The sequence below is a fragment of the Streptomyces sp. R818 genome (assembly GCF_056172735.1).
The window spans coordinates 596,401-615,389 of record NZ_JAOCNE010000012.1 but is presented as its reverse complement, the minus strand read 5'-3'; the positions used below and the strand labels follow the sequence as shown (position 1 = coordinate 615,389).

Here is an 18,989-nt window from a genome sequence, read left to right as displayed (position 1 = left end):
CCGGTGGGTTCGGTCACGCAGAGTGCCTCGATGGTGACAGAGCCGAGCCATTCCCTGAGCATCGCACGCCTACCCGCGGGCCACGGTCCCTCGGATGGGTGATCCTGAGCAATACCGGACGCCACTCACTCGGCGTCGTGAGCCCCGTCCGCCTTGTTGTGCACCCGCGCGACCCAGTCCGCGGGTTTGGCGATCTCGGCCTTGGTGGGGAGCGTGTTGGGCGACGTCCAGACGCGGTTGAAGCCGTCCATGCCGACCTGGTCGACGACGGCGCGCACGAACCGCTCGCCGTCGCGGTACTGGCGCAGCTTGGCGTCGAGGCCGAGGAGCTTGCGCAGCGCGAGGTCGAGCCGGGAGGCGCCCTTCTGCCTGCGCTGCTGGAACTTCTCGCGGATCTCCGCGACCGTCGGCACGACGGCGGGTCCGACGCCGTCCATCACGAAGTCCGCGTGGCCTTCGAGCAGGGACATGACGGCGGTGAGGCGGGCGAGGATCTCGCGCTGGGCCGGGGACTGCACGAGCTCGACGAGGGAGCGTCCGCCGTCGTCCTCCTCGCCCTCGGGGCGTCCGCCCGCGAGGGACTGGGCGGCTTCCCTGATGCGCTCCAGGAACGTGGAGGGGTCGACCTCGGTCTCGGCGAGGAAGGACTGGATCTCGCCCTCGAGGTGGTCGCGGAGCCAGGGGACGGCGGTGAACTGGGTGCGGTGCGTCTCCTCGTGGAGGCAGACCCAGAGCCGGAAGTCGTGCGGGTCGACCTCCAGCTCGCGCTCGACGTGCACGATGTTCGGCGCGACGAGGAGGAGGCGGCCACCGCCGGTCGGCGATGCGGGCAGGTCGCGCGAGGCCGGGGCGAAGGTCTCGTACTGGCCGAGGACGCGGGAGGACATGAACGACAGGAGCATGCCGAGTTCGACGCCGGTGACCTTGCCGCCGACCGCGCCGAGCACGGCGCCGCCCGCGCCCGAGCGCCGCTCCTGCATCTTGTCGAGGAGGGGCCGCAGGATCTCGCGGAAGCCCTCGACGTTGGCCCGCACCCAGCCCGGCCGGTCCACGACGAGGACGGGAGTGTCGTGCGCGTCCTCGGTCGCCATGCGCGTGTACGCGCGTACGTGCTCCTCGGAGGACTTGGCGTGCCGGCGCAGCTCCGCGACGATGGCCCGTGCCTCGTCGCGGCTGACTTCCGGACCTGGTCGTACGAGTCGGGTCGCGGTCGCCACCGCGAGGTTCCAGTCGACCATCCCTGAACTGGCAGCACCGCCGATGCTCGTCATGCGTCAACGGTACGTGACCCCTTCCGCACACGGAGGGGGTTGCGCCCGGCTGTGTTCAGCGGCAGCCGCGATCGGCGTCCGCCGGGCGAGCGGGATCCGGGGGCGCCCGAGCCGACCCAGGACGGGTCCACGCCGGCCCGGCACCGACGGGACCGGTTCCGGGGGATGCCTGCCGCAGCGGCGGGGTCACCGGCGCGGATTCCGGTGGAGTCCACGAAGGGCTACGCGGACGCAGGAGCCGCTTTTGACGCCCGTCGGGCGAGCGGACCGGTGTCCGCCCGCGGCGCATCGCTCCCTACCTGGTCAACGGCAACCGCAGTTCGCGACCGAGGACGCCATGCGGTCCAGGCCCGCCTGGGCCGACTGGGGGCCGGGGGCGCCCTGGGCCATGAAGGCGAAGACGAGGAGGCGGCCGTCGGCGTCGACGACCGTGCCGGCCAGGGTGTTCACGCCGGTCAGGGTGCCGGTCTTGGCGCGGACGAGGCCCGTTCCCGAGGCGTCGGCGGCGTCGGCGTAGCGGCTGCTGAGCGTGCCGGTGAAGCCCGCGACGGGCAGCCCGGTGAGCAGGGAGCGCAGTTCGGGGCGGCCGGGTTCGGCGGCTTCGGCGAGCAGGCCGGTGAGGAGGTCGGCGGAGATCTTGTCGGCGCGGTCGAGGCCGCTGCCGTCGGCGAAGCGGACGCCCTTGAGCGGCAGGCCGAGCTTGCCGAGCTGTTTCCTTATGGCCCGGCCCGCGCCGTCGAAGGAGTGGTCCTCGTGCGCGGCGATGGCGGCCTGCCGGGCGAGGGCCTCGGCGATGTCGTTGTCGCTGTGCGTCAGCATGCGCTCGACGAGGGCGGAGAGCGGGGGCGACTCCACCTTGGCGACGTCCTCGGCCTTGCCGGGTGCCTTGCCCGCGCGCGGGTCGCCGCCCTTGGTCCTGATGCCGCGTTCACGCAGCAGTTCGGCGAAGGTGCGGGCGGCCGACGCGGCGGGGTCCTCCGCGCGCGTGGCGGGCCCGCTGGTGGAGTCGTCGGTACGGCCCTCGTCGACCATCAGGGCGGTGACCTGGGCGAGGTTCTCGTTGAAGCCGATGGGGTGGGTGGCGGGCCCGGAGTAGAGCGAGGTGTCGTAGGCGAGGGTGATCTCGGTGGTGCCGGCCGCCTTGAGCGACGCGGCCGTCTTGTCGGCGAGTGTGCGCAGGCTGGCGGCGCCGTAAGGATTCTTCTGACGTGCTGTCAGGGTGGGGTCGCCGCCACCGACGAGAACCACCTTCTTGGCCGCCTTGTCGAGGACCGTACGGGTCGCAATGCGGTGATCGGGGCCCGCCGCCGACAGGGCCGCGGCCGCCGTGGCCAGTTTGGTCGTGGACGCCGGGGTGAGGACGTCGCCCGCGGACTTCCCGTAGAGCCGCTTGCCGGTGACCGCGTCGACGACCGCGGCCGTGCGGTGCGTGCCGAGCGCGGGGTCCCCCAGGAGCGGGTCGAGTACGTCGGCGAGGGCGGAGCGGGTGGGCGCCGGCACGGTCGCGCCCGGCGCGGCGAGGACCGCGGGGGCGCTCGGCGCGGCGGGCGGCAGGCCGGGGCGCGTGCCCGGGGCGCCGCCGTGATCTGCGCCACCCCCGGCCGCCTGGGAGACCACCCGGTCCGCCTCGGCCTTACGCTGGCCGGAAGCGTCCCAGGGACCGGTCGTGGCCACCACGACGGCGGCGAGGGCAAGGCCCACCGCCGTCGCGCCCGCCGCGACGTGCTTGGTCCTCGCTCGTACCACCGCTGTGGCAGCGGTCTTCGCCGCGCTCGTCAAGAGCTGCGAAGCCTTCGGCTCCGGCACCGCGGACCAGCCCCTTTCGCGATCACACACCTGCGTGAGGGACACTTAACCACCAGTCGTATGTGTTGATCATGGAGGAGCCACCGGTGGAGTTCGACGTCACGATCGAGATTCCGAAGGGTTCGCGGAACAAGTACGAGGTCGACCACGAGTCCGGCCGGATCCGTCTGGACCGTCGTCTGTTCACCTCGACCGCCTACCCGACGGACTACGGATTCGTCGAGAACACCCTCGGCGAGGACGGCGACCCGCTGGACGCCCTGGTCATCCTGGACGAGCCGACCTTCCCGGGCTGCCTCATCAAGTGCCGCGCCATCGGCATGTTCCGGATGACGGACGAGGCCGGCGGCGACGACAAGCTGCTGTGCGTCCCCGCGACGGACCCGCGGATGGAGCACCTGCGCGACATCCACCACGTCTCCGAGTTCGACCGCCTGGAGATCCAGCACTTCTTCGAGGTCTACAAGGACCTGGAGCCCGGCAAGTCCGTCGAGGGCGCCGACTGGGTGGGCCGCACCGAGGCCGAGGCCGAGATCGAGCGCTCCTACAAGCGCGCCCAGGACCAGGGCGGTCACTGACCCGAGCGGTCACTCACCGAAGCGTTCACGTACGGGCCGCACGACCTCAGCCGGGGTCGGGCGGCCCGTTCGTGTAGTCATGCGCATACTGAGGCGTACGGGAGGCAGACGCTTAGTACGTAGACGTGCGTAGGCGGCGTACGTCGGGCGAGGAAAGCACAGAGGTGTCACAGAGGTGACGGACCGGGAGACGGAGGCCCTGGAGGACCGCAAACCGCAGTCCGACGAGGCCCGCAGTCAGTTCACACAGCCCATCGGGGTGGTGTCGGCGCCTGCGCCGGTGGACGAGGAGTCGTCGACCACCTCGGAGTTCGCGCTTCCCGAGGGTCTGAGCTACCAGGCGCCCGAACCGTCCGACACGGAGGGCTCCGCCTTCACCCCGCCGGCCACCTACAGCTCGCGCCAGTCCCCGCCCGCGTTCACCCCGGCGCACGGCATCCCCATGGTCAAGCTGACCCGGGAGGCGCCCTGGCAGGACCGGATGCGCACGATGCTGCGGATGCCGGTCGCCGACCGGCCCGCGCCCGAGGCGGCGCAGAAGCAGGACGACGCGGGACCCGCCGTGCCGCGCGTGCTCGACCTGACGCTGCGTATCGGGGAGCTGCTGCTCGCGGGCGGCGAGGGCGCCGAGGACGTGGAGGCGGCGATGTTCGCCGTCTGCCGCTCCTACGGGCTCGACCGCTGCGAGCCGACCGTCACCTTCACGCTCCTGTCGATCACCTTCCAGCCGTCGCTCGTCGACGACCCGGTGACCGCCTCCCGGACCGTGCGCCGTCGCGGCACCGACTACAACCGGCTCGCGGCCGTCTTCCGGCTCGTCGACGACATCAGCGACGAGGACGACGAGGTCGTCGTCACCCTGGAGGAGGCCTACCGGCGCCTCGCGGAGATCCGCCGCAACCGCCACCCCTACCCCGGCTGGGCGCTGACCGGCGCGAACGGCCTGCTCGCCGGGTCCGCCTCGATCCTCGTCGGCGGTGACCTGCTCGTCTTCATCGCGGCGGCGGTCGGCGCGATGCTCGGCGACCGGCTGGCCTGGCTGTGCGCGGGCCGCGGATTCCCGGAGTTCTACCAGTTCACGGTGGCCGCGATGCCGCCCGCCGCGATCGGCCTGGTGCTCACGCTCGCCCATGTGGACGTGAAGGCGTCGGCGGTGATCACCGGTGGACTCTTCGCGCTGCTGCCGGGACGGGCCCTCGTGGCGGGCGTGCAGGACGGTCTGACCGGTTTCTACATCACGGCCTCGGCGCGCCTGCTCGAAGTCATGTACTTCTTCGTCGGCATCGTCATCGGCGTACTGATCATGCTCTACGTGGGTGTGCAGCTGCACGCGGAGCTGAACCCCGAGGCGGCGCTGCACCCCGTCCACCGGCCGTACTGGCAGATCGCCGCGTCGATGGCGCTGTCGCTCGCCTTCGCCGTCCTGCTCCAGCAGGAACGTTCGACCGTGCTCGCCGTGACGCTCAACGGCGGGGTCGCCTGGGTGGTCTACGGGGCGATGCACGACGCGGGCGGCATCTCGCCGGTCGCCTCCACCGCCGCCGCGGCCGGGCTCGTCGGCCTGTTCGGCCAGCTGTTCTCGCGCTACCGGTTCGCGTCGGCGCTGCCCTACGTCACGGCCGCGATCGGCCCGCTGCTGCCCGGTTCGGCCACGTACTTCGGGCTGCTCGCGATCGCCCACAACGACGTGAACCAGGGCCTCGTCTCGCTGTCCAAGGCGGCCGCGCTCGCCCTGGCCATCGCCATCGGGGTGAACCTCGGTGGTGAGATCTCCCGGCTCTTCCTGCGCTCGCCGGGGGCGGCGAACCGCCGCGCGGCCAAGCGGACGCGCGGCTTCTAGAGGTTCTGCTACCGGAGTTCCGCTACCGCTTGGCGTGGCGGCCGCGCTGGCCCTGCGCCGGGGGCTGCGCCTGGTCACCGGCCGGGCCAGGACCCTCCTGGGCCGCCTTCTTGGACTTGCTGCGCGCCCGCAGGAACTCGATCGCGATCGGCACCACCGAGATCAGGACGATCAGGATCAGGATCGCCTCGATGTTCTTGTGCACGAACTCGATGTTGCCGAGCCAGGAGCCGAGCAGCGTCACGCCCGCGCCCCACAGGATGCCGCCGATCACGTTGTACGTGATGAACGAGCGGTACTTCATGCCGGAGACACCGGCGATGATCGGCGTGAACGTGCGGACGATCGGCACGAAGCGGGCCAGGACCAGCGACTTCGGCCCGTGCTTCTCGAAGAACTCGTGCGCCTTCTGCACGTTCTCCTGCTTAAACAGCTTGGAGTCGGGGCGCCGGAACAGCGACGGGCCGACCTTCTTGCCGAAGAGGTAGCCCGCCTGGTCGCCCAGGATCGCCGCCACGCAGATCAGCGCGACCGCGCCCCACAGCGGGAAGTCCAGGGTGCCCGCCGTGATCAGCAGACCCGTGGTGAAGAGGAGCGAGTCGCCCGGCAGGAAGAAGCCGATCAGGAGCCCCGACTCGGCGAACACGATCAGCAGCAGTCCCCAGATGCCGAACGTGTTCAGCAGATAGTCCGGGTCCAGCCAGCTTGGTCCGAGAGCAAGCGTCATCACGGGTCCGGGCTCCTGGGGGCTTGGGAAACGATACGGAACAGACCGACACGGAGGTCGAAGGTCAGGCAAGGCAATGGTGATGCAAAGTTATCAACGCCCATCACCTGTGCCAGGTTCCAGTGGCCCCTTCAGGATGCACTGTGCCCCAACTGTGGCAAACCTGTCGGTCAGCCACCGTGCCGTGCGGCGTTCGCGTGGATGGCGTCCCGCAGGTGCTCCGCGACGCCCTCGCCCATGGCGTCGTAGAACGCCTTGAACCGCTCGTCGGCCACGTACATGTCGCCGAAGCAGACGTGCATCGCGTACGGGCACTCGAAGAACCAGCCCGTGATGTGCGCGCGGTGCTCCTCCGCCAGGTCCATCGCCGCCTCGCCCGTCGCGGGGGCACCGGAGGCGACGAGGGCCGCGTAGCGCGCGCTCCAGTCGTCGGTCTCGGCCTGGAGCCGCTTCCAGTCCTCCTTGGTGTAGCCGGCGGCCCGGCGCTGCGACTCGGCGTACGCCTCCGTGCCGCCCCAGCGCTCCTCGGCCTCCTGGGCGTACCTCTCGGGGTCCTTGTCCCCGAAGACCTCGAAGCGCTCCTCGGGCGTGAGCTGGATTCCCATCTTCTCTGCCTCCATGGCGTGTTCGACGGCGTCGGCCATCTTCTGCAGTCGTTCGATACGGGCAACGAGGACCTCGTGCTGGCGGCGCAGGTGCTCGCGCGGGTCCGTCGCCGGGTCGTCGAGCAGGGTGCGCACCTCGTCCAGCGGGAAGCCCAGCTCGCGGTAGAAGAGGATGCGCTGGAGCCGGTCGAGGTCGGCGTCGCTGTAGCGGCGGTGGCCCGCGCCGCTGCGCCCGCTCGGCGCGAGCAGGCCGATCTCGTCGTAGTGGTGCAGGGTGCGCACCGTGACACCGGCGAATCCGGCCACCTGGCCCACGGGGTAGCTCATCGCCGGTCCTCCTGATCGTCGTCGCGTTCCCGCCGTCGTCGTCGCGTTCCCGCCGTCGTCGTCGCGTTCCCGCTGTCGTCCGTGGTGGCAAGCCTGGGTCCTCACGCCGCGTGAGGTGCAAGCCCTGCCCGCACTCCGGGGGTCACGGACCCCGCGTCCGGGTGTTATGCGTTGATTGTCCGTTTACAGTGTCGCCGTGAGCCCTGATGAAGCCGTCGTCGCGCCGCCTCCGGCCGCCCAGCCCGCCGTCTCCGCTCGCACCCTGCTGCCGCTCGTCCTGCCCGCGCTCGTGGTCGGCGTCGGTTGCAGTCTGCTGTTCCTCGCCGTGAGCGGGGCCGCCGAGCGGCTCCAGGACGTGCTGTGGAGCGACCTGCCCGACGCGCTCGGTGTCGGCCGGTACTCCGCGCTCTGGATGATCGTCATGCTGACGGCGACCGGCATCCTCGTCGGGCTCGTCGTCTGGAAGGCCCCCGGGCACGCGGGCCCCGACCCGGCGACGCTCGGCCTCGGCGGCGAGGAGCCGCTGCCGCCGTACGTCCTGCCGGGCCTGGTCGTCGCGGCGGCGCTGATGCTCGCGGGCGGGCCCAGCCTCGGCCCGGAGAACCCGATCATCGCCACCAATGTCGCGCTGGCGTTCTGGCTCGGCCGCAAGGTGGTGCCGAAGGCGCCCGGCGCGCTGTGGGTGTCGCTCGCCTCGGCCGCGACGCTCGGCGCGCTGTTCGGGACGCCGGTCGCCGCCGCGCTCGTCGTCTCCGAGGCGCTGGCCGGCAAGCCGATGCCGATCAAGGGCTCGCTCTGGGACAACCTCTTCGGGCCGCTGCTCGCCGCCGCCGCGGGCGCGCTGACCACGACCCTCCTCGCCTCGCCCTCCTTCGACCTGGGCCTGCCCCGCTTCGACCGGCCGGGCTGGGGCGACCTGCTCGCCGCGATCGTCGTGGCCTGCGCCGCGACCCTCCTCGGCATGCTCGCGGTCCTCGCCTTCCCTTACGTCCATGGCGCGTTCGGGCGCCTGCGGCACCCCCTGCTGATGCTGCCGCTCGGCGGGCTCGTGCTCGGCCTCCTCGGCGCGCTCGGCGGCCATCTGACGCTGTTCAAGGGCCTGGAGGAGGTCGGCGAGCTGGCCGCCGACCCCGAGGGCTGGTCGGCGGGGCGGTTCGCCGTGATGACCGTGGTGAAGCTGGCCGCGCTGCTGATCGCCGCGTCCTGCGGGTTCCGGGGCGGGCGGATCTTCCCGGCGGTGTTCGTCGGCGCCGCGTTCGGACTGTGCGCGCACGCGCTCGTCCCCGGCGTCCACGTCTCGGTCGGGGTCGCGGCGGGCGTCCTCGGAATGCTGCTCGCGATCACCCGGCAGGGCTGGGTCAGCCTCTTCACCGCCGCCGTGCTCGTCGCCTCGCCCGCGATCCTCGCCCTCATGTGCGTAGCTTCTTTGCCCGCTTGGCTCCTGGTGACGGGGCGGGCCCAGATGCAACTCTCGGAGGACGGAACGTCCATGCGCTGACACCTCTGCCCGTCCTGGAAAATCCCGTCTCGCACAGGAGTTGATGGCATGTCTCCGCTGCATCAGAGTCCGTCCGACAAACCCGGCGAACCGCACCTGTCCGTCAACCCGCTCGTCGGGGAGGCGAACCCGACCGCCGGGATGGTCGAGGCGCCGCCCAAGCACCGCCTGCCCGACCGGCCGCTCGCGCCCATGACCGCGTACCAGCTCGTGCACGACGAGCTGATGCTCGACGGGAACGCCCGCCTCAACCTCGCCACCTTCGTCACCACGTGGATGGAGCCGCAGGCCGGGATCCTGATGGGCGAGTGCCGCGACAAGAACATGATCGACAAGGACGAGTACCCGCGCACCGCCGAGCTGGAGAAGCGCTGCGTGGCGATGCTCGCCGACCTGTGGAACGCGCCGGACCCGTCGGCCGCCGTCGGCTGTTCGACGACCGGGTCCAGCGAGGCGTGCATGCTCGCCGGGATGGCACTCAAGCGGCGCTGGGCCCGGAAGAACGCCGACCGCTACCCCTCGCGGGAGGCCCGGCCCAACCTCGTCATGGGCGTGAACGTGCAGGTCTGCTGGGAGAAGTTCTGCAATTTCTGGGAGGTCGAGGCGCGGCAGGTGCCGATGGAGGGCGACCGCTTCCACCTCGACCCGGCGGCGGCAGCCGAGCTGTGCGACGAGAACACCATCGGCGTCGTCGGCATCCTCGGCTCCACCTTCGACGGGTCGTACGAGCCGGTCGCCGACCTGTGCGCCGCGCTCGACGCCCTCCAGGAGCGGACCGGGCTCGACATCCCCGTCCACGTGGACGGGGCGTCCGGCGCGATGGTGGCGCCCTTCCTCGACCCGGACCTCGCCTGGGACTTCCGGCTGCCGCGCGTGGCGTCGATCAACACCTCGGGCCACAAGTACGGCCTGGTCTACCCCGGCGTCGGCTGGGCCCTGTGGCGCACGGCGGACGCGCTCCCCGAAGAGCTGGTCTTCCGCGTGAACTACCTGGGCGGCGACATGCCGACGTTCGCCCTCAACTTCTCGCGGCCCGGTGCGCAGGTGGTGGCCCAGTACTACACGTTCCTGCGGCTCGGCCGGGAGGGCTATCGCGCCGTGCAGCAGGCGTCCCGCGACGTGGCGCGCGGCCTCGCCGAACGGATCGAGGCGCTGGGCGACTTCCGCCTGATCACGCGCGGCGACGAACTGCCCGTCTTCGCGTTCACGACGGCGCCGGACGTGACCGCCTTCGACGTGTTCGACGTGTCCCGGCGGCTGCGGGAGCGCGGCTGGCTGGTGCCCGCGTACACGTTCCCGGCGCACCGCGAGGACCTGGCGGTGCTCCGGATCGTGTGCCGCAACGGCTTCTCGGCGGACCTGGCCGAGCTCCTGATCGAGGACCTGAACCGGCTCCTCCCGGAGCTGCGCCGCCAGCCGCACCCGTTCACCCAGGACCGGGGAGCGGCGACGAGCTTCCACCACTAAGGTCCACCAGGGCCTGTCCGAGAGGACCTGGCGCTCAGGACCGGGCGTACGGGTTCTCCTGGCCCTCCGCGAGCACGCCCACGAACGGCTCGCCCTCGCCCGCGAACGTGTAGGCGCCGCCCTCGATGCGGCCGATGAGGGCGCGGGTCCACTCCGCGCCCGTGTCGGCCGAGTACGTCCAGTAGTCCATGATCTCGCCGATGTGGCCGAGCTGCCCGGGGCCGCCCTCGGGCGTGTAGTACTCGGTGACGGAGGTGCGCCACTCCTCGATGCGGCGCACCCGCTCCCCGAGCAGCGCGACGGCCTCCGCGCGCGGCAGGTCGACCATGAAGCCGAGCGCGGCCGTCAGGTTGTCGGGGCGCTGGTCGTAGGCGGTGAGCGCCTCCCGGAGCAGGCTGAGGTAGGTCTCGGTGCCCCGCTCCGTCATCTCGTACTCGGTGCGCGGCGGGCCGCCGGCCGTGGACGGTTCCGTCTCGTGCGCGACCAGGAGCCCTTCCTTCGCCATCTGTTTGAGGGCGTGGTAGATCGAGCCCGGCTTGGCGTTCGACCACTCGTGGGCGCCCCAGTACTCCAGGTCGCTGCGCACCTGGTAGCCGTGCGCGCGGCCGTGCTGGCGCACGGCTCCGAGGACCAGGAGGCGGATCGCTGACATGCGGCCAGCGTAGGGCCCCGGGCCGGTCAGCCCTGCGCGAGGGCGACCAGTTCGAAGGCGGTCTTCCCGTCCAGGGACTCCCGGATGATGTCGGCGTGACCCGCGTGCCGGGCCGTCTCGCGGATCAGGTGCAGGCCGAGCCAGCGCACCGAGACGGCGGGGCAGCCGAAGAACCACCAGTCGGACGGGAGCGGGAAGGTGTCGTCCAGGCTGGGCGCGGCGCGGAAGAACTCCTCGGTGCGGCGGGCGACGTCCTCGTAGTAGTCGAGCAGCTGCTTGACCGTCTCGTCGCCGACGAGGCGGAAGCTGTCGCCCCAGTTCTCCTCGGACCGCTGGAGATCGGGCGCGATCTGCTGGGCCCGCGCGACCCAGCCCTGCTCGGTCTCGGCCACGTGCTTGAGCAGGCCCGCGAGGGACAGCTCGCTGGCGCTGGGCGTCGTCGCGGCCTGCTCGTCGGTGAGGCCGAGGAGGGCCCGGCGGATGCCGCCGCGCTGTTCGGCGATGAAGGCGAGCAGCGCCCCGCGCTCGTCGCCGGGGGCTTCGGGGTTCACGTGCATGACCATGACGGCCGCCTCTCAGGTCGGAGTGGCACTCGTTCCCGGGTGATTCCGGGTGACAGGAGAAACGTAGAGGCGATGTAGGTCAGATTCTGGCCGCCATGGGGAGCGCTTGCATGGGCGGCTCCGGGAAGGGCAGATGCACAGGGAGCTGTAACCAACGGAACACCCCGCGTGCACGTGCATCTGCCCATGCAGCAGCACGTGAACGCAGCTATGCTCTCGCACAGTTGGGACAGTTGATCACCACCGGGGAGCGAACCGTGCACCACGTGTACAACGGCATGGCGGCCACGGATCTGCACGGAGTGGTCTGGCAGAAGAGCAGGCACAGCAACTCGCAGGGCTCCTGCGTGGAGTTCGCCAAACTGCCCGGCGGCCGCGTGGCCGTGCGCAACTCCAACTACCCGGAGGGGCCCGCCCTCGTCTACACGCCCGCCGAGATCGAGGCGATGCTGCTCGGCGTGAAGGACGGCGAGTTCGACCATCTCGTGGCCGGCGCCTGACACGGTCCGGGCCGGGCGGCCGGTCAGACCCGGAACAGCGCCCAGACCACCTTGCCGCTGAGCGTGCCGGCCAGCGGGTGCCAGCCCCAGCCGTCGCTGAAGGACTCGACGAGGAAGAGACCGCGCCCGGACTCGGCGGAGAAGTCGTCCTGCGGCTCACCGGCCGCGGGGCTGTCGTTGCTGGGGTCGCGGACCGCGCACACCACCCGCGTCGCCCAGCGCATCAGGTGCAGGCGTACGGGCGGCTCCTGATCGTCCGCGGCGTCCGCGGGCAGCGCGTGCCGCAGGGCGTTGGTGACCAGTTCGGAGACGACCAGACAGATGTCCTCGAAACGCTCGGGGACGTCCCACTCGGTCAGCGTCGCGCGCGTGAACTTCCGTGCGCAGCGCACCGCTTCGAACCGCGCGGGCAGCGCGCACGAGGCGGCGCTGGAGACGGCCGAGGGGTCGATGGGAGGAAGCCCCTGCCGTAACGGCTCGAGCATGGTCGATCCATTCGTCCCCATGCGAGGCACTCCCCAGATTCGCGTGCGTAGCGAGCGGTGGTGGCGACCATCGTTCCGAATGCGTACTACGGATGCAAGGGCAGATGCACGTGCACGCGCCGGACTTGGACCTTCCCGTACCGCTTCTTGCTCATTTCTCCCTACGACTTCTTGCGCAGGTCTTTCGCGATCTCTCCGTTTCTGTAACCGAACGCATACAGCCAGCCGCGTTTTAATGGCAGACTTCGGCCCTTGAACCGATGGGGAGGCAGAGACGTGACCGCTGGGGATCCGAGCGGCTCGGTGGTGCGGCGCATTCTCCTGGGCTCGCAGCTGAGGCGCCTGAGGGAATCGCAGGGCATCACCCGCGAGGCCGCCGGATACTCGATCCGCGCCTCGGAATCCAAGATCAGCCGCTTGGAGTTGGGACGGGTGAGCTTCAAGGCGAGGGACGTCGAGGACCTGCTGACCCTGTACGGGGTGACCGACGAGGCCGAGCGCGGAGGACTGCTCTCCCTCGTCAAGGAGGCCAACGTCGCGGGCTGGTGGCACAGTTACTCGGACGTGCTGCCCGGCTGGTTCCAGACATACGTGGGCCTCGAGGGAGCCGCTTCGGTGATCCGCGGCTACGAGGCCCAGTTCGTGCACGGCCTGCTGCAGACCGAGCGTTACGCGCACGCGGTCGTCGAGCGCGGCATGCGCGGCGCGTCCCGCGAGGACGTCGAGCGGCGCGTCGCCCTGCGGCTCGCGCGGCAGAAGGTGCTGGTCGCGGAGCGCGCGCCGGACGTGCGGTTCATCCTCGACGAGGCCGCGCTGCGCCGGGTGCACGGCGGCCCCGAGGTGATGCGCGGGCAGCTCGACCACCTCGTCGAGGTGGCGCGGATGCCGCACGTCACGCTGCAGGTCGTACCGTTCAGCCTCGGCTGGCACGCCGGCGAGTCCGGCACCTTCACGCTCCTGTCGTTCCCGGAGTCCGACCTCTCCGACGTCGTCTTCCTCGAACAGCTCACCAGCGCCCTCTACCTGGACAAGGCCGAGGACGTGGCGCAGTACGAGCAGGCGATGGCGCGGCTGCAGGAGGAGTGCCCCTCACCGGAGGAGAGCCTGCGGCTGCTTGAGCGTATTGCGGCCGAATTCGCTCGGTGAGCACGCCAGTTGTGTGCGTGTGTTGTAGAGAGTTCGACCACAACTGACGAGTAACCGGCCTACGATGACGTCCCATTCAGGTGTCCGGCGCGGCAGCAAGGGATCTCGTCCATGACGTCACACGCGTACTTCACGGATCTCGACCGGCAGTACATCGACGGTTCGTGGCGCACCGGGCGCGGCTCGTGGGACATCCTCGACCTCAACCCGTACAGCGGTGACAAGCTCGCCTCCATCACCGTCGCCTCCGTCGAGGAGGTCGACGAGGCGTATCGGGCGGCCGAGCGGGCGCAGAAGGAGTGGGCGGCCACCAACGCGTACACGCGCCGCCTCGTCTTCGAGCGGGCCCTGCGCCTCCTCGAGGAGCGCGAGGACGCGATATCCGAGGCGATCATCGACGAGCTCGGCGGCACCCGCGTGAAGGCCGGGTTCGAGTTGCACCTCGCCAAGGAGTTCCTGCGCGAGGCGGCCCAGCTCGCGCTGCGCCCGCAGGGCCGCGTCATCCCCTCCCCCGAGGACGGCAAGGAGAACCGGGTCCACCGGCTGCCGGTCGGGGTGGTCGGGGTCATCTCGCCGTTCAACTTCCCGTTCCTGCTGTCGCTGAAGTCGGTGGCGCCCGCATTGGCGCTCGGCAACGGCGTCGTGCTCAAGCCGCACCAGTGCACGCCGATCGTCGGCGGCTCGCTGGTCGCGAAGCTCTTCGAGGACGCGGGCCTGCCGCCGGGCCTCCTGAACGTCGTCATCACCGACCTCGCCGAGATCGGCGACGCCCTCCTGACGCACCCGGTGCCGAAGGTCATCTCCTTCACCGGCTCGGACGCGACCGGCCGGCATGTGGCCACGGTCTGCGCCTCGCAGTTCAAGCACGCGATCCTGGAACTCGGCGGCAACAGCGCCCTGACCGTCCTCGACGACGCCGACATCGACTACGCGGTCGACGCCGCCGTCTTCAGCCGGTACGTGCACCAGGGCCAGGTCTGCATGGCCGCCAACCGCATCCTGGTGGACCGCGGGATCGAGGCGGAGTTCACGGAGAAGTTCGTCGCGAAGGTGGCGACGCTCAAGGCCGGGGACCCGCGCGACCCCGAGACCGTCATCGGCCCGCTCATCAACTCGACGCAGACCGACGCGGTCACGGGCGTCGTCGAGCAGGCGGTGCGGGAAGGGGCGACGGTACTGCTGCGCGGCGGCGTCGACGGCAACGTGGTCGAACCGGTGGTCCTGACCGGGCTGCCCGCCGACTCACCGGTGCTGCGCCAGGAGATCTTCGGCCCGGTCGCGCTCCTCATCCCCTTCGACGGGGACGAGGAGGCGGTGCGGATCGCGAACGACACCCCGTACGGGCTGAGCGGGGCCGTGCACACCGGCTCCATCGAGCGGGGCGTGGCGTTCGCCCACCGCATCGACACCGGCATGATCCACGTCAACGACGGCACCGTGCACGACGAGCCGCTCGTCGCCTTCGGCGGGGAGAAGCGCTCCGGGCTCGGCCGCCTCAACGGGGAGGCGACCGTGGAGGCCTTCACGACGCAGAAGTGGATCTCCGTGCAGCACGGCCGGAGCCGCTTCCCGTTCTAGTCCCCCGGACGGGCTTACGAGGCGGTGCCGTAGCGGCGCTCGAAGCGCTCGACGCGGCCCGCCGTGTCCAGGACGCGCTGGTTGCCCGTGTAGAAGGGGTGGCTGACGTCGGAGATCTCGACGTCGACGACCGGGTACGTGTTCCCGTCCTCCCACTCGATCGTCCGCTCGCTCGTCATGGTCGAGCGGGTGAGGAAGGCGTGGTTCGCGGCGCGGTCGCGGAACACGACCGGGCCGTAGGCGGGGTGGATGGCGTTGTTCATGGTCAGCGCTCCTCTCGGAAGTCGACGTGGCGGCCGGCGACGGGGTCGTACTTGCGCAGGGTGACCCGGTCGGGGTCGTTCCTGCGGTTCTTGCGGGTCACGTAGGTGTAGCCGGTCCCCGCTGTGGACCTGAGCTTGATCACTGGGCGGAGTTCGTTTCGTGCCATGCAGGCAGTATATGAAAATGGGAGCCATTTTCAATAGGGTGGAGGCCCGGCGCGCTGAGAGATGCGTCACGCCGACTGTCCTGGTTGACGGCTGGTAACTTCTGGCGCAATCCAGGTCGGCGGCAGGGACATAGGGGGATGGTGTGCGCATCAGGAAGCGGATCGTGGCGGGCGTCGCGGTGGCCGTGGCGGCGTTGGCCGTGGCGGGCTGCAGCAGTGACGACGGTGACGGCGGCGGCAGGGACGAGGGCGCGGCGACGTCCTCGGCGGCGCCCGACGGCGGCTCGTCGTCCGGCTCGGCATCCGGCTCGGCGTCCGACGCGCCGTCCGGTTCGGGCGGGTCCGCGAAGGCCACCGAGGGCATCTGGAGCGCGACGACGGACGGCAAGGCCGTCGTCCTGGTGGTGGGCGGCGAGCAGGCGGCCCTGAGCACTGGCGACGGGCACCTGTGCAACGGGACCGTGTCCGGCACCGGCAAGCCGGCCCTGGACCTGACGTGCGCGGACGGGAACACCGACCGGACCAAGGGCACGATCGAGTCAAACGACGGTTCGACGATGAAGGTGTCCTGGACGGACGGGACCGAGGACTCCTTCACGAAGTCGACGGACGGGAAGCTGCCGACGGGCCTGCCCAGCGGCCTGCCGACGGGCTGAACCGCCCCGGCGCGCTCCCCTATTCCCTGGGTGACTCCCGGATTGATGCCCCGGTTGATGCCTCGGTTGATGCCTCGGTTGATTCCCCGGTTGAGCCCCCGGTTGCCTCCTGCGGCTTCACGGTCATCGGCGGGTCGTCGGTGTCGAGCGCGTCGGACAGCTCCTGGAGACTCTCCACGAGCATGTGCGCGCCGCGCCGGACGACCCGGTCGGGGACGCCCTCCTCGTCCCAGGCGTCGAGGGCGGCGCGGACCGAACCCCACGCGGGGACCCGGCGTTCGCGGATGGCGCGGGCGCCGTCGCGGGTCGCGGCGCGCAGGGCGTCGGCGAGCGCGTCCGCGGCCGGCACGGGGGTGGCGTCGCGCTCGGGGAGGTGGGCCTCCATCAGCATGGCCACGCGGCCCAGGCGCTGCAGGGCGTGCGCGGCGTCGTCGGCGGCGGCGTTCGACAGGCCCCGGTGGCGTACGGGTTCGGTCCCGGCCCGGGCGGCGGCCTCCTGCCAGGCGATGTGCGCGTCCCGCGCCTTGAGCAGCGCCTCGCGGACGTCCGGGCACGTCTTGCCCGCCGGGTGAGCGTAGTGGTCGACGACGACGGCCGCGTACTCGCCGAGCGCGACGAGCCAGTCCGCGAGACGGGTGCGCAGGCGCGGGGTCTCCCACGCCGGGTAGAGGGCGTAGGACAGCATGGCGAGGAGGCCGCCCGCGAGGGTGAGCACGAGCCGTTCGGGGACCGTCTGTCCCCAGCCCTCGCCGCCCATGCCGAGCAGGAACACGACGTACGCGGAGACGCACGCCTGCGAGGCGAGCTGGCCCGTGCGCATGAGCAGGTACATCAGGCCCGCGCACAGGACGGCCAGGGCGGCGGACAGCCCCGTGCCCGGATGCGCGAGCTGCACGACGCCGGTCGCCAGGGCGACCCCGACCAGGGTTCCGCCGAAACGGGCCACCGCACGGGAGTACGTCTGTGAGAAGTCCGGCCGCATCACCATCACGGCGGACATCGGCGCCCAGTAGCCGTGCCCCAGCGGAAGCGCGTCGCCGATCAGGTATCCGGCGACCGCCACCGCGCAGATTCTGGTGGCGTGCCGCAGCACCGGCGACCCTGGCCGCGCCTCCCGCCGCATCGCCCGTACGGCGACGGGGAGGAGCTGGAAGAGGGTGGGGCGGCGCAGGGGGCGACCGGGGTCCGGGGTCTTGGGGGTGGGCGGGGGTGTGGTTTCGGGGCGTCGGCCGGAGTCCGGCACCGATGGCATCGATGGCACCGATGGCGCGGGCTGGGGTGTCGTTCCGGGCCGGCGGCCGGGGAGCAGGCGGCGGCGCAAGGGTGTCGCTCTGGGCCGGCGGCCGGGGACCAGGCGGTGTCGCAAGGGTGCCACTCCGGAGCGACGGCCAGGGACCAGGCGGCGGCGCAGGCGTGTCGCTCCGGGGCGAAGGCCAGGGAGCAGGCGGCGGCGCAGGCGTGTCGTTGCGGGGCGGCGAGCGGGGAGCAGGCGGCGGCGCAAGGGTGTCGCCCGTGTGTTCGGTGGTTCCCGGGGCGGGGTGCCGCCGGCGGTCTCCACCACGTCTCTGAGCAGGGGCCCCAGGCGGGTCGCTGCGCGTTTCGCCGGGCCGGACAGGACGTGGTCGACGTCCGGGCTGCGGAACGCGGCGACCGCCCCCGGCGGGATGTCGACCGGGGTCCCCTGCCGGATGGCGCGGGCCGCCGCGTCCAGGATCGAACCGGCGGCGGCCAGCAGCTCGCGGGCCCGGTCGCGCTCGGGCCCCTCGGCCGGGACGCCGACCGCCGGGTCCGCGAGCGACGCCAGGACCGGCCGGATGCGCTCGGCGACCCCGCGCGTGCCGTGCAGCTGCGCGGGGCGGGTGCGGGCCTGGCGCGGGGTGAGCGAGGCGGCGTTGCGGGCCAGCATCAGCGGCGCCGGGTCGAACTCGGCGACCGGGTCGTGGCGCAGGCGGCGCGCGTAGTCGGCCTCGGCGGCGAGCGCGTCGGCCAGTGCGTCGCGGTGGGCTCCCCAGCGGCGTACGGGGAAGAGGATCACCAGCGCCGCCTGGACCAGGCCGCCGAAGGCCATGATCGCCGCGTGTCCCGCCGCCTCCGCGACCGTCGTCGGCAGGGTGATGGTGACCAGCATCATCGCCACGTTCGACGACGCGATGATGCCGATGGTCGGGCCCGCCGCCCAGGAGAGCCCGGCGAGGAAGGTCCAGAGCCCGAGGAGGGGCAGGAACAGGGCCAGGTGGGAACCGGTCAGGTACCCCAGGAAGGTGGAGACGCCAAGACTGGCGCCCGAGGCCAGCGCCAGCTCCGGCCGGGGCCGCCAGCTGCGCTGGAACGTGGCGATCGCCGCCTGGAACCCCCCGAACGCGGAGCCGGCCGCCGCCGCGGGGCCGAACAGGGTGAGGCTGACGGCGATCACGACCGCGAGTCCGGCTGCGCCGCGCAGGGCGATCAGGGGTTCCAGCCGTTTCCGCTCGACGGTCAGCCCCGAGCGGGTGGTGTCCTTCAACGCCCGAAACCAACTCACTCCGCCAGAATAGGGTCATCCCACCCAAACCGTTCACCCAGCCGCACGCTCCGCCGTGGCTGGTCGCGCGGTTCCCGCGCCCCTGGAGCGGGGCGCTGAGATGGCGCACGCAGTGCGCATCTCAGGGGCGCGGGCAACGGCGCGACCAGCCACGACGCACCCGCACCTGACCACCAAGCCCCGCACCCGCGGCGCTCAGGGGCGCGGGGAACTGCGCAACCAGCCACGACGCACCCGCACCTGACCACCAAGCCCCGCACCCGCGGCGCTCAGGGGCGCGGGGAACTGCGCAACCAGCCACGACGCACCCGCACCTGACCACCAAGCCCCGCACCCGCG

Annotated in this window: 17 protein-coding genes and 1 pseudogene; 8 read left to right on the top strand and 10 right to left on the bottom strand. The window is 71.6% G+C overall.

Features of this window, described 5'->3' with window-relative positions; translation table 11 throughout:
- Positions 1-125: 125 nt before the first annotated feature.
- Together N5I75_RS29155 and dacB are read right to left on the bottom strand one after the other, a co-directional pair.
- Positions 126-1,271, bottom strand: coding sequence for a zinc-dependent metalloprotease (locus N5I75_RS29155; protein WP_476682203.1), 1,146 nt, complete (start codon positions 1,269-1,271; stop codon positions 126-128).
- A 303-nt stretch (positions 1,272-1,574) separates the two neighbouring features.
- Positions 1,575-3,077, bottom strand: coding sequence for a D-alanyl-D-alanine carboxypeptidase/D-alanyl-D-alanine endopeptidase (gene dacB, locus N5I75_RS29150; protein WP_476682201.1), 1,503 nt, complete (start codon positions 3,075-3,077; stop codon positions 1,575-1,577).
- An 86-nt stretch (positions 3,078-3,163) separates the two neighbouring features.
- On the opposite strand from dacB, the gene N5I75_RS29145 reads away from it, so the two are divergent.
- Positions 3,164-3,655 (top strand): inorganic diphosphatase, encoded by a 492-nt coding sequence (locus N5I75_RS29145; RefSeq protein WP_164303342.1) that lies wholly within the window; start codon positions 3,164-3,166, stop codon positions 3,653-3,655.
- A 175-nt stretch (positions 3,656-3,830) separates the two neighbouring features.
- Positions 3,831-5,495 carry a threonine/serine exporter family protein gene (locus tag N5I75_RS29140; protein WP_476682199.1) on the top strand — a complete coding sequence of 555 codons (1,665 nt, stop codon included), beginning with the start codon at positions 3,831-3,833 and terminating at the stop codon, positions 5,493-5,495.
- A 55-nt stretch (positions 5,496-5,550) separates the two neighbouring features.
- On the opposite strand, the pseudogene N5I75_RS29135 reads toward N5I75_RS29140, so the two are convergent.
- A pseudogene (locus tag N5I75_RS29135) lies at positions 5,551-6,222 on the bottom strand (DedA family protein); the annotation flags it as partial.
- 170 nt (positions 6,223-6,392) lie between these two features.
- On the bottom strand, positions 6,393-7,154 hold the full coding sequence (locus N5I75_RS29130) for a MerR family transcriptional regulator (protein ID WP_476682197.1): 762 nt from the start codon (positions 7,152-7,154) through the stop codon (positions 6,393-6,395).
- Between the two features lie 196 nt (positions 7,155-7,350).
- On the opposite strand from N5I75_RS29130, the gene N5I75_RS29125 reads away from it, so the two are divergent.
- Both N5I75_RS29125 and gad read left to right on the top strand, forming a co-directional pair.
- On the top strand, positions 7,351-8,652 hold the full coding sequence (locus N5I75_RS29125) for an ion channel protein (RefSeq protein ID WP_476682195.1): 1,302 nt from the start codon (positions 7,351-7,353) through the stop codon (positions 8,650-8,652).
- A gap of 48 nt (positions 8,653-8,700) precedes the next feature.
- Positions 8,701-10,119, top strand: a complete 1,419-nt coding sequence (gad, locus tag N5I75_RS29120) for a glutamate decarboxylase (protein ID WP_476682193.1) — start codon at positions 8,701-8,703, stop codon at positions 10,117-10,119.
- 34 nt (positions 10,120-10,153) lie between these two features.
- Here gad and N5I75_RS29115 read toward each other — a convergent pair whose 3' ends face one another.
- Complete coding sequence (locus N5I75_RS29115) at positions 10,154-10,771, bottom strand: PadR family transcriptional regulator (protein WP_476682191.1); 618 nt, start codon at positions 10,769-10,771, stop codon at positions 10,154-10,156.
- A gap of 26 nt (positions 10,772-10,797) precedes the next feature.
- Positions 10,798-11,334, bottom strand: coding sequence for a DinB family protein (locus N5I75_RS29110; RefSeq protein ID WP_476682189.1), 537 nt, complete (start codon positions 11,332-11,334; stop codon positions 10,798-10,800).
- Positions 11,335-11,591: 257 nt separating this feature from the next.
- On the opposite strand from N5I75_RS29110, the gene N5I75_RS29105 reads away from it, so the two are divergent.
- On the top strand, positions 11,592-11,834 hold the full coding sequence (locus N5I75_RS29105) for a DUF397 domain-containing protein (protein ID WP_394431909.1): 243 nt from the start codon (positions 11,592-11,594) through the stop codon (positions 11,832-11,834).
- Between the two features lie 23 nt (positions 11,835-11,857).
- Here the strand turns inward: N5I75_RS29105 and N5I75_RS29100 are convergent, their stop codons facing one another.
- On the bottom strand, positions 11,858-12,340 hold the full coding sequence (locus N5I75_RS29100) for an ATP-binding protein (protein ID WP_476682187.1): 483 nt from the start codon (positions 12,338-12,340) through the stop codon (positions 11,858-11,860).
- 255 nt (positions 12,341-12,595) lie between these two features.
- Between N5I75_RS29100 and N5I75_RS29095 the strand changes: the two genes are divergently transcribed.
- A complete protein-coding gene (locus tag N5I75_RS29095) occupies positions 12,596-13,465 on the top strand; it encodes a helix-turn-helix domain-containing protein (RefSeq protein WP_476682185.1) in 870 nt (289 codons plus the stop codon).
- Between the two features lie 111 nt (positions 13,466-13,576).
- Complete coding sequence (locus tag N5I75_RS29090; protein WP_476682183.1) at positions 13,577-15,043, top strand: aldehyde dehydrogenase family protein; 1,467 nt, start codon at positions 13,577-13,579, stop codon at positions 15,041-15,043.
- Between the two features lie 14 nt (positions 15,044-15,057).
- Here N5I75_RS29090 and N5I75_RS29085 read toward each other — a convergent pair whose 3' ends face one another.
- On the bottom strand, positions 15,058-15,306 hold the full coding sequence (locus N5I75_RS29085) for a type B 50S ribosomal protein L31 (RefSeq protein ID WP_398200732.1): 249 nt from the start codon (positions 15,304-15,306) through the stop codon (positions 15,058-15,060).
- A gap of 2 nt (positions 15,307-15,308) precedes the next feature.
- Entirely contained in the window at positions 15,309-15,473 is a 165-nt protein-coding gene (rpmG, locus tag N5I75_RS29080; protein WP_324770702.1) for a 50S ribosomal protein L33, read from the bottom strand.
- Positions 15,474-15,616: 143 nt separating this feature from the next.
- Between rpmG and N5I75_RS29075 the strand changes: the two genes are divergently transcribed.
- Complete coding sequence (locus tag N5I75_RS29075; protein ID WP_476682181.1) at positions 15,617-16,129, top strand: hypothetical protein; 513 nt, start codon at positions 15,617-15,619, stop codon at positions 16,127-16,129.
- A gap of 19 nt (positions 16,130-16,148) precedes the next feature.
- Here N5I75_RS29075 and N5I75_RS29070 read toward each other — a convergent pair whose 3' ends face one another.
- Positions 16,149-18,650 (bottom strand): FUSC family protein, encoded by a 2,502-nt coding sequence (locus N5I75_RS29070; RefSeq protein WP_476682179.1) that lies wholly within the window; start codon positions 18,648-18,650, stop codon positions 16,149-16,151.
- Positions 18,651-18,989: the final 339 nt, after the last annotated feature.

Coding starts and splice junctions, on each gene's coding strand:
- N5I75_RS29155 (WP_476682203.1), bottom strand. CDS start 1,271: ATGACGAGCATCGGCGGTGCTGCCAGTTCAGGGATGGTCGACTGGAAC.
- N5I75_RS29130 (WP_476682197.1), bottom strand. CDS start 7,154: ATGAGCTACCCCGTGGGCCAGGTGGCCGGATTCGCCGGTGTCACGGTG.
- gad (WP_476682193.1), top strand. CDS start 8,701: ATGTCTCCGCTGCATCAGAGTCCGTCCGACAAACCCGGCGAACCGCAC.
- N5I75_RS29115 (WP_476682191.1), bottom strand. CDS start 10,771: ATGTCAGCGATCCGCCTCCTGGTCCTCGGAGCCGTGCGCCAGCACGGC.
- N5I75_RS29110 (WP_476682189.1), bottom strand. CDS start 11,334: ATGGTCATGCACGTGAACCCCGAAGCCCCCGGCGACGAGCGCGGGGCG.
- N5I75_RS29100 (WP_476682187.1), bottom strand. CDS start 12,340: ATGGGGACGAATGGATCGACCATGCTCGAGCCGTTACGGCAGGGGCTT.
- N5I75_RS29090 (WP_476682183.1), top strand. CDS start 13,577: ATGACGTCACACGCGTACTTCACGGATCTCGACCGGCAGTACATCGAC.
- N5I75_RS29085 (WP_398200732.1), bottom strand. CDS start 15,306: ATGAACAACGCCATCCACCCCGCCTACGGCCCGGTCGTGTTCCGCGAC.
- rpmG (WP_324770702.1), bottom strand. CDS start 15,473: ATGGCACGAAACGAACTCCGCCCAGTGATCAAGCTCAGGTCCACAGCG.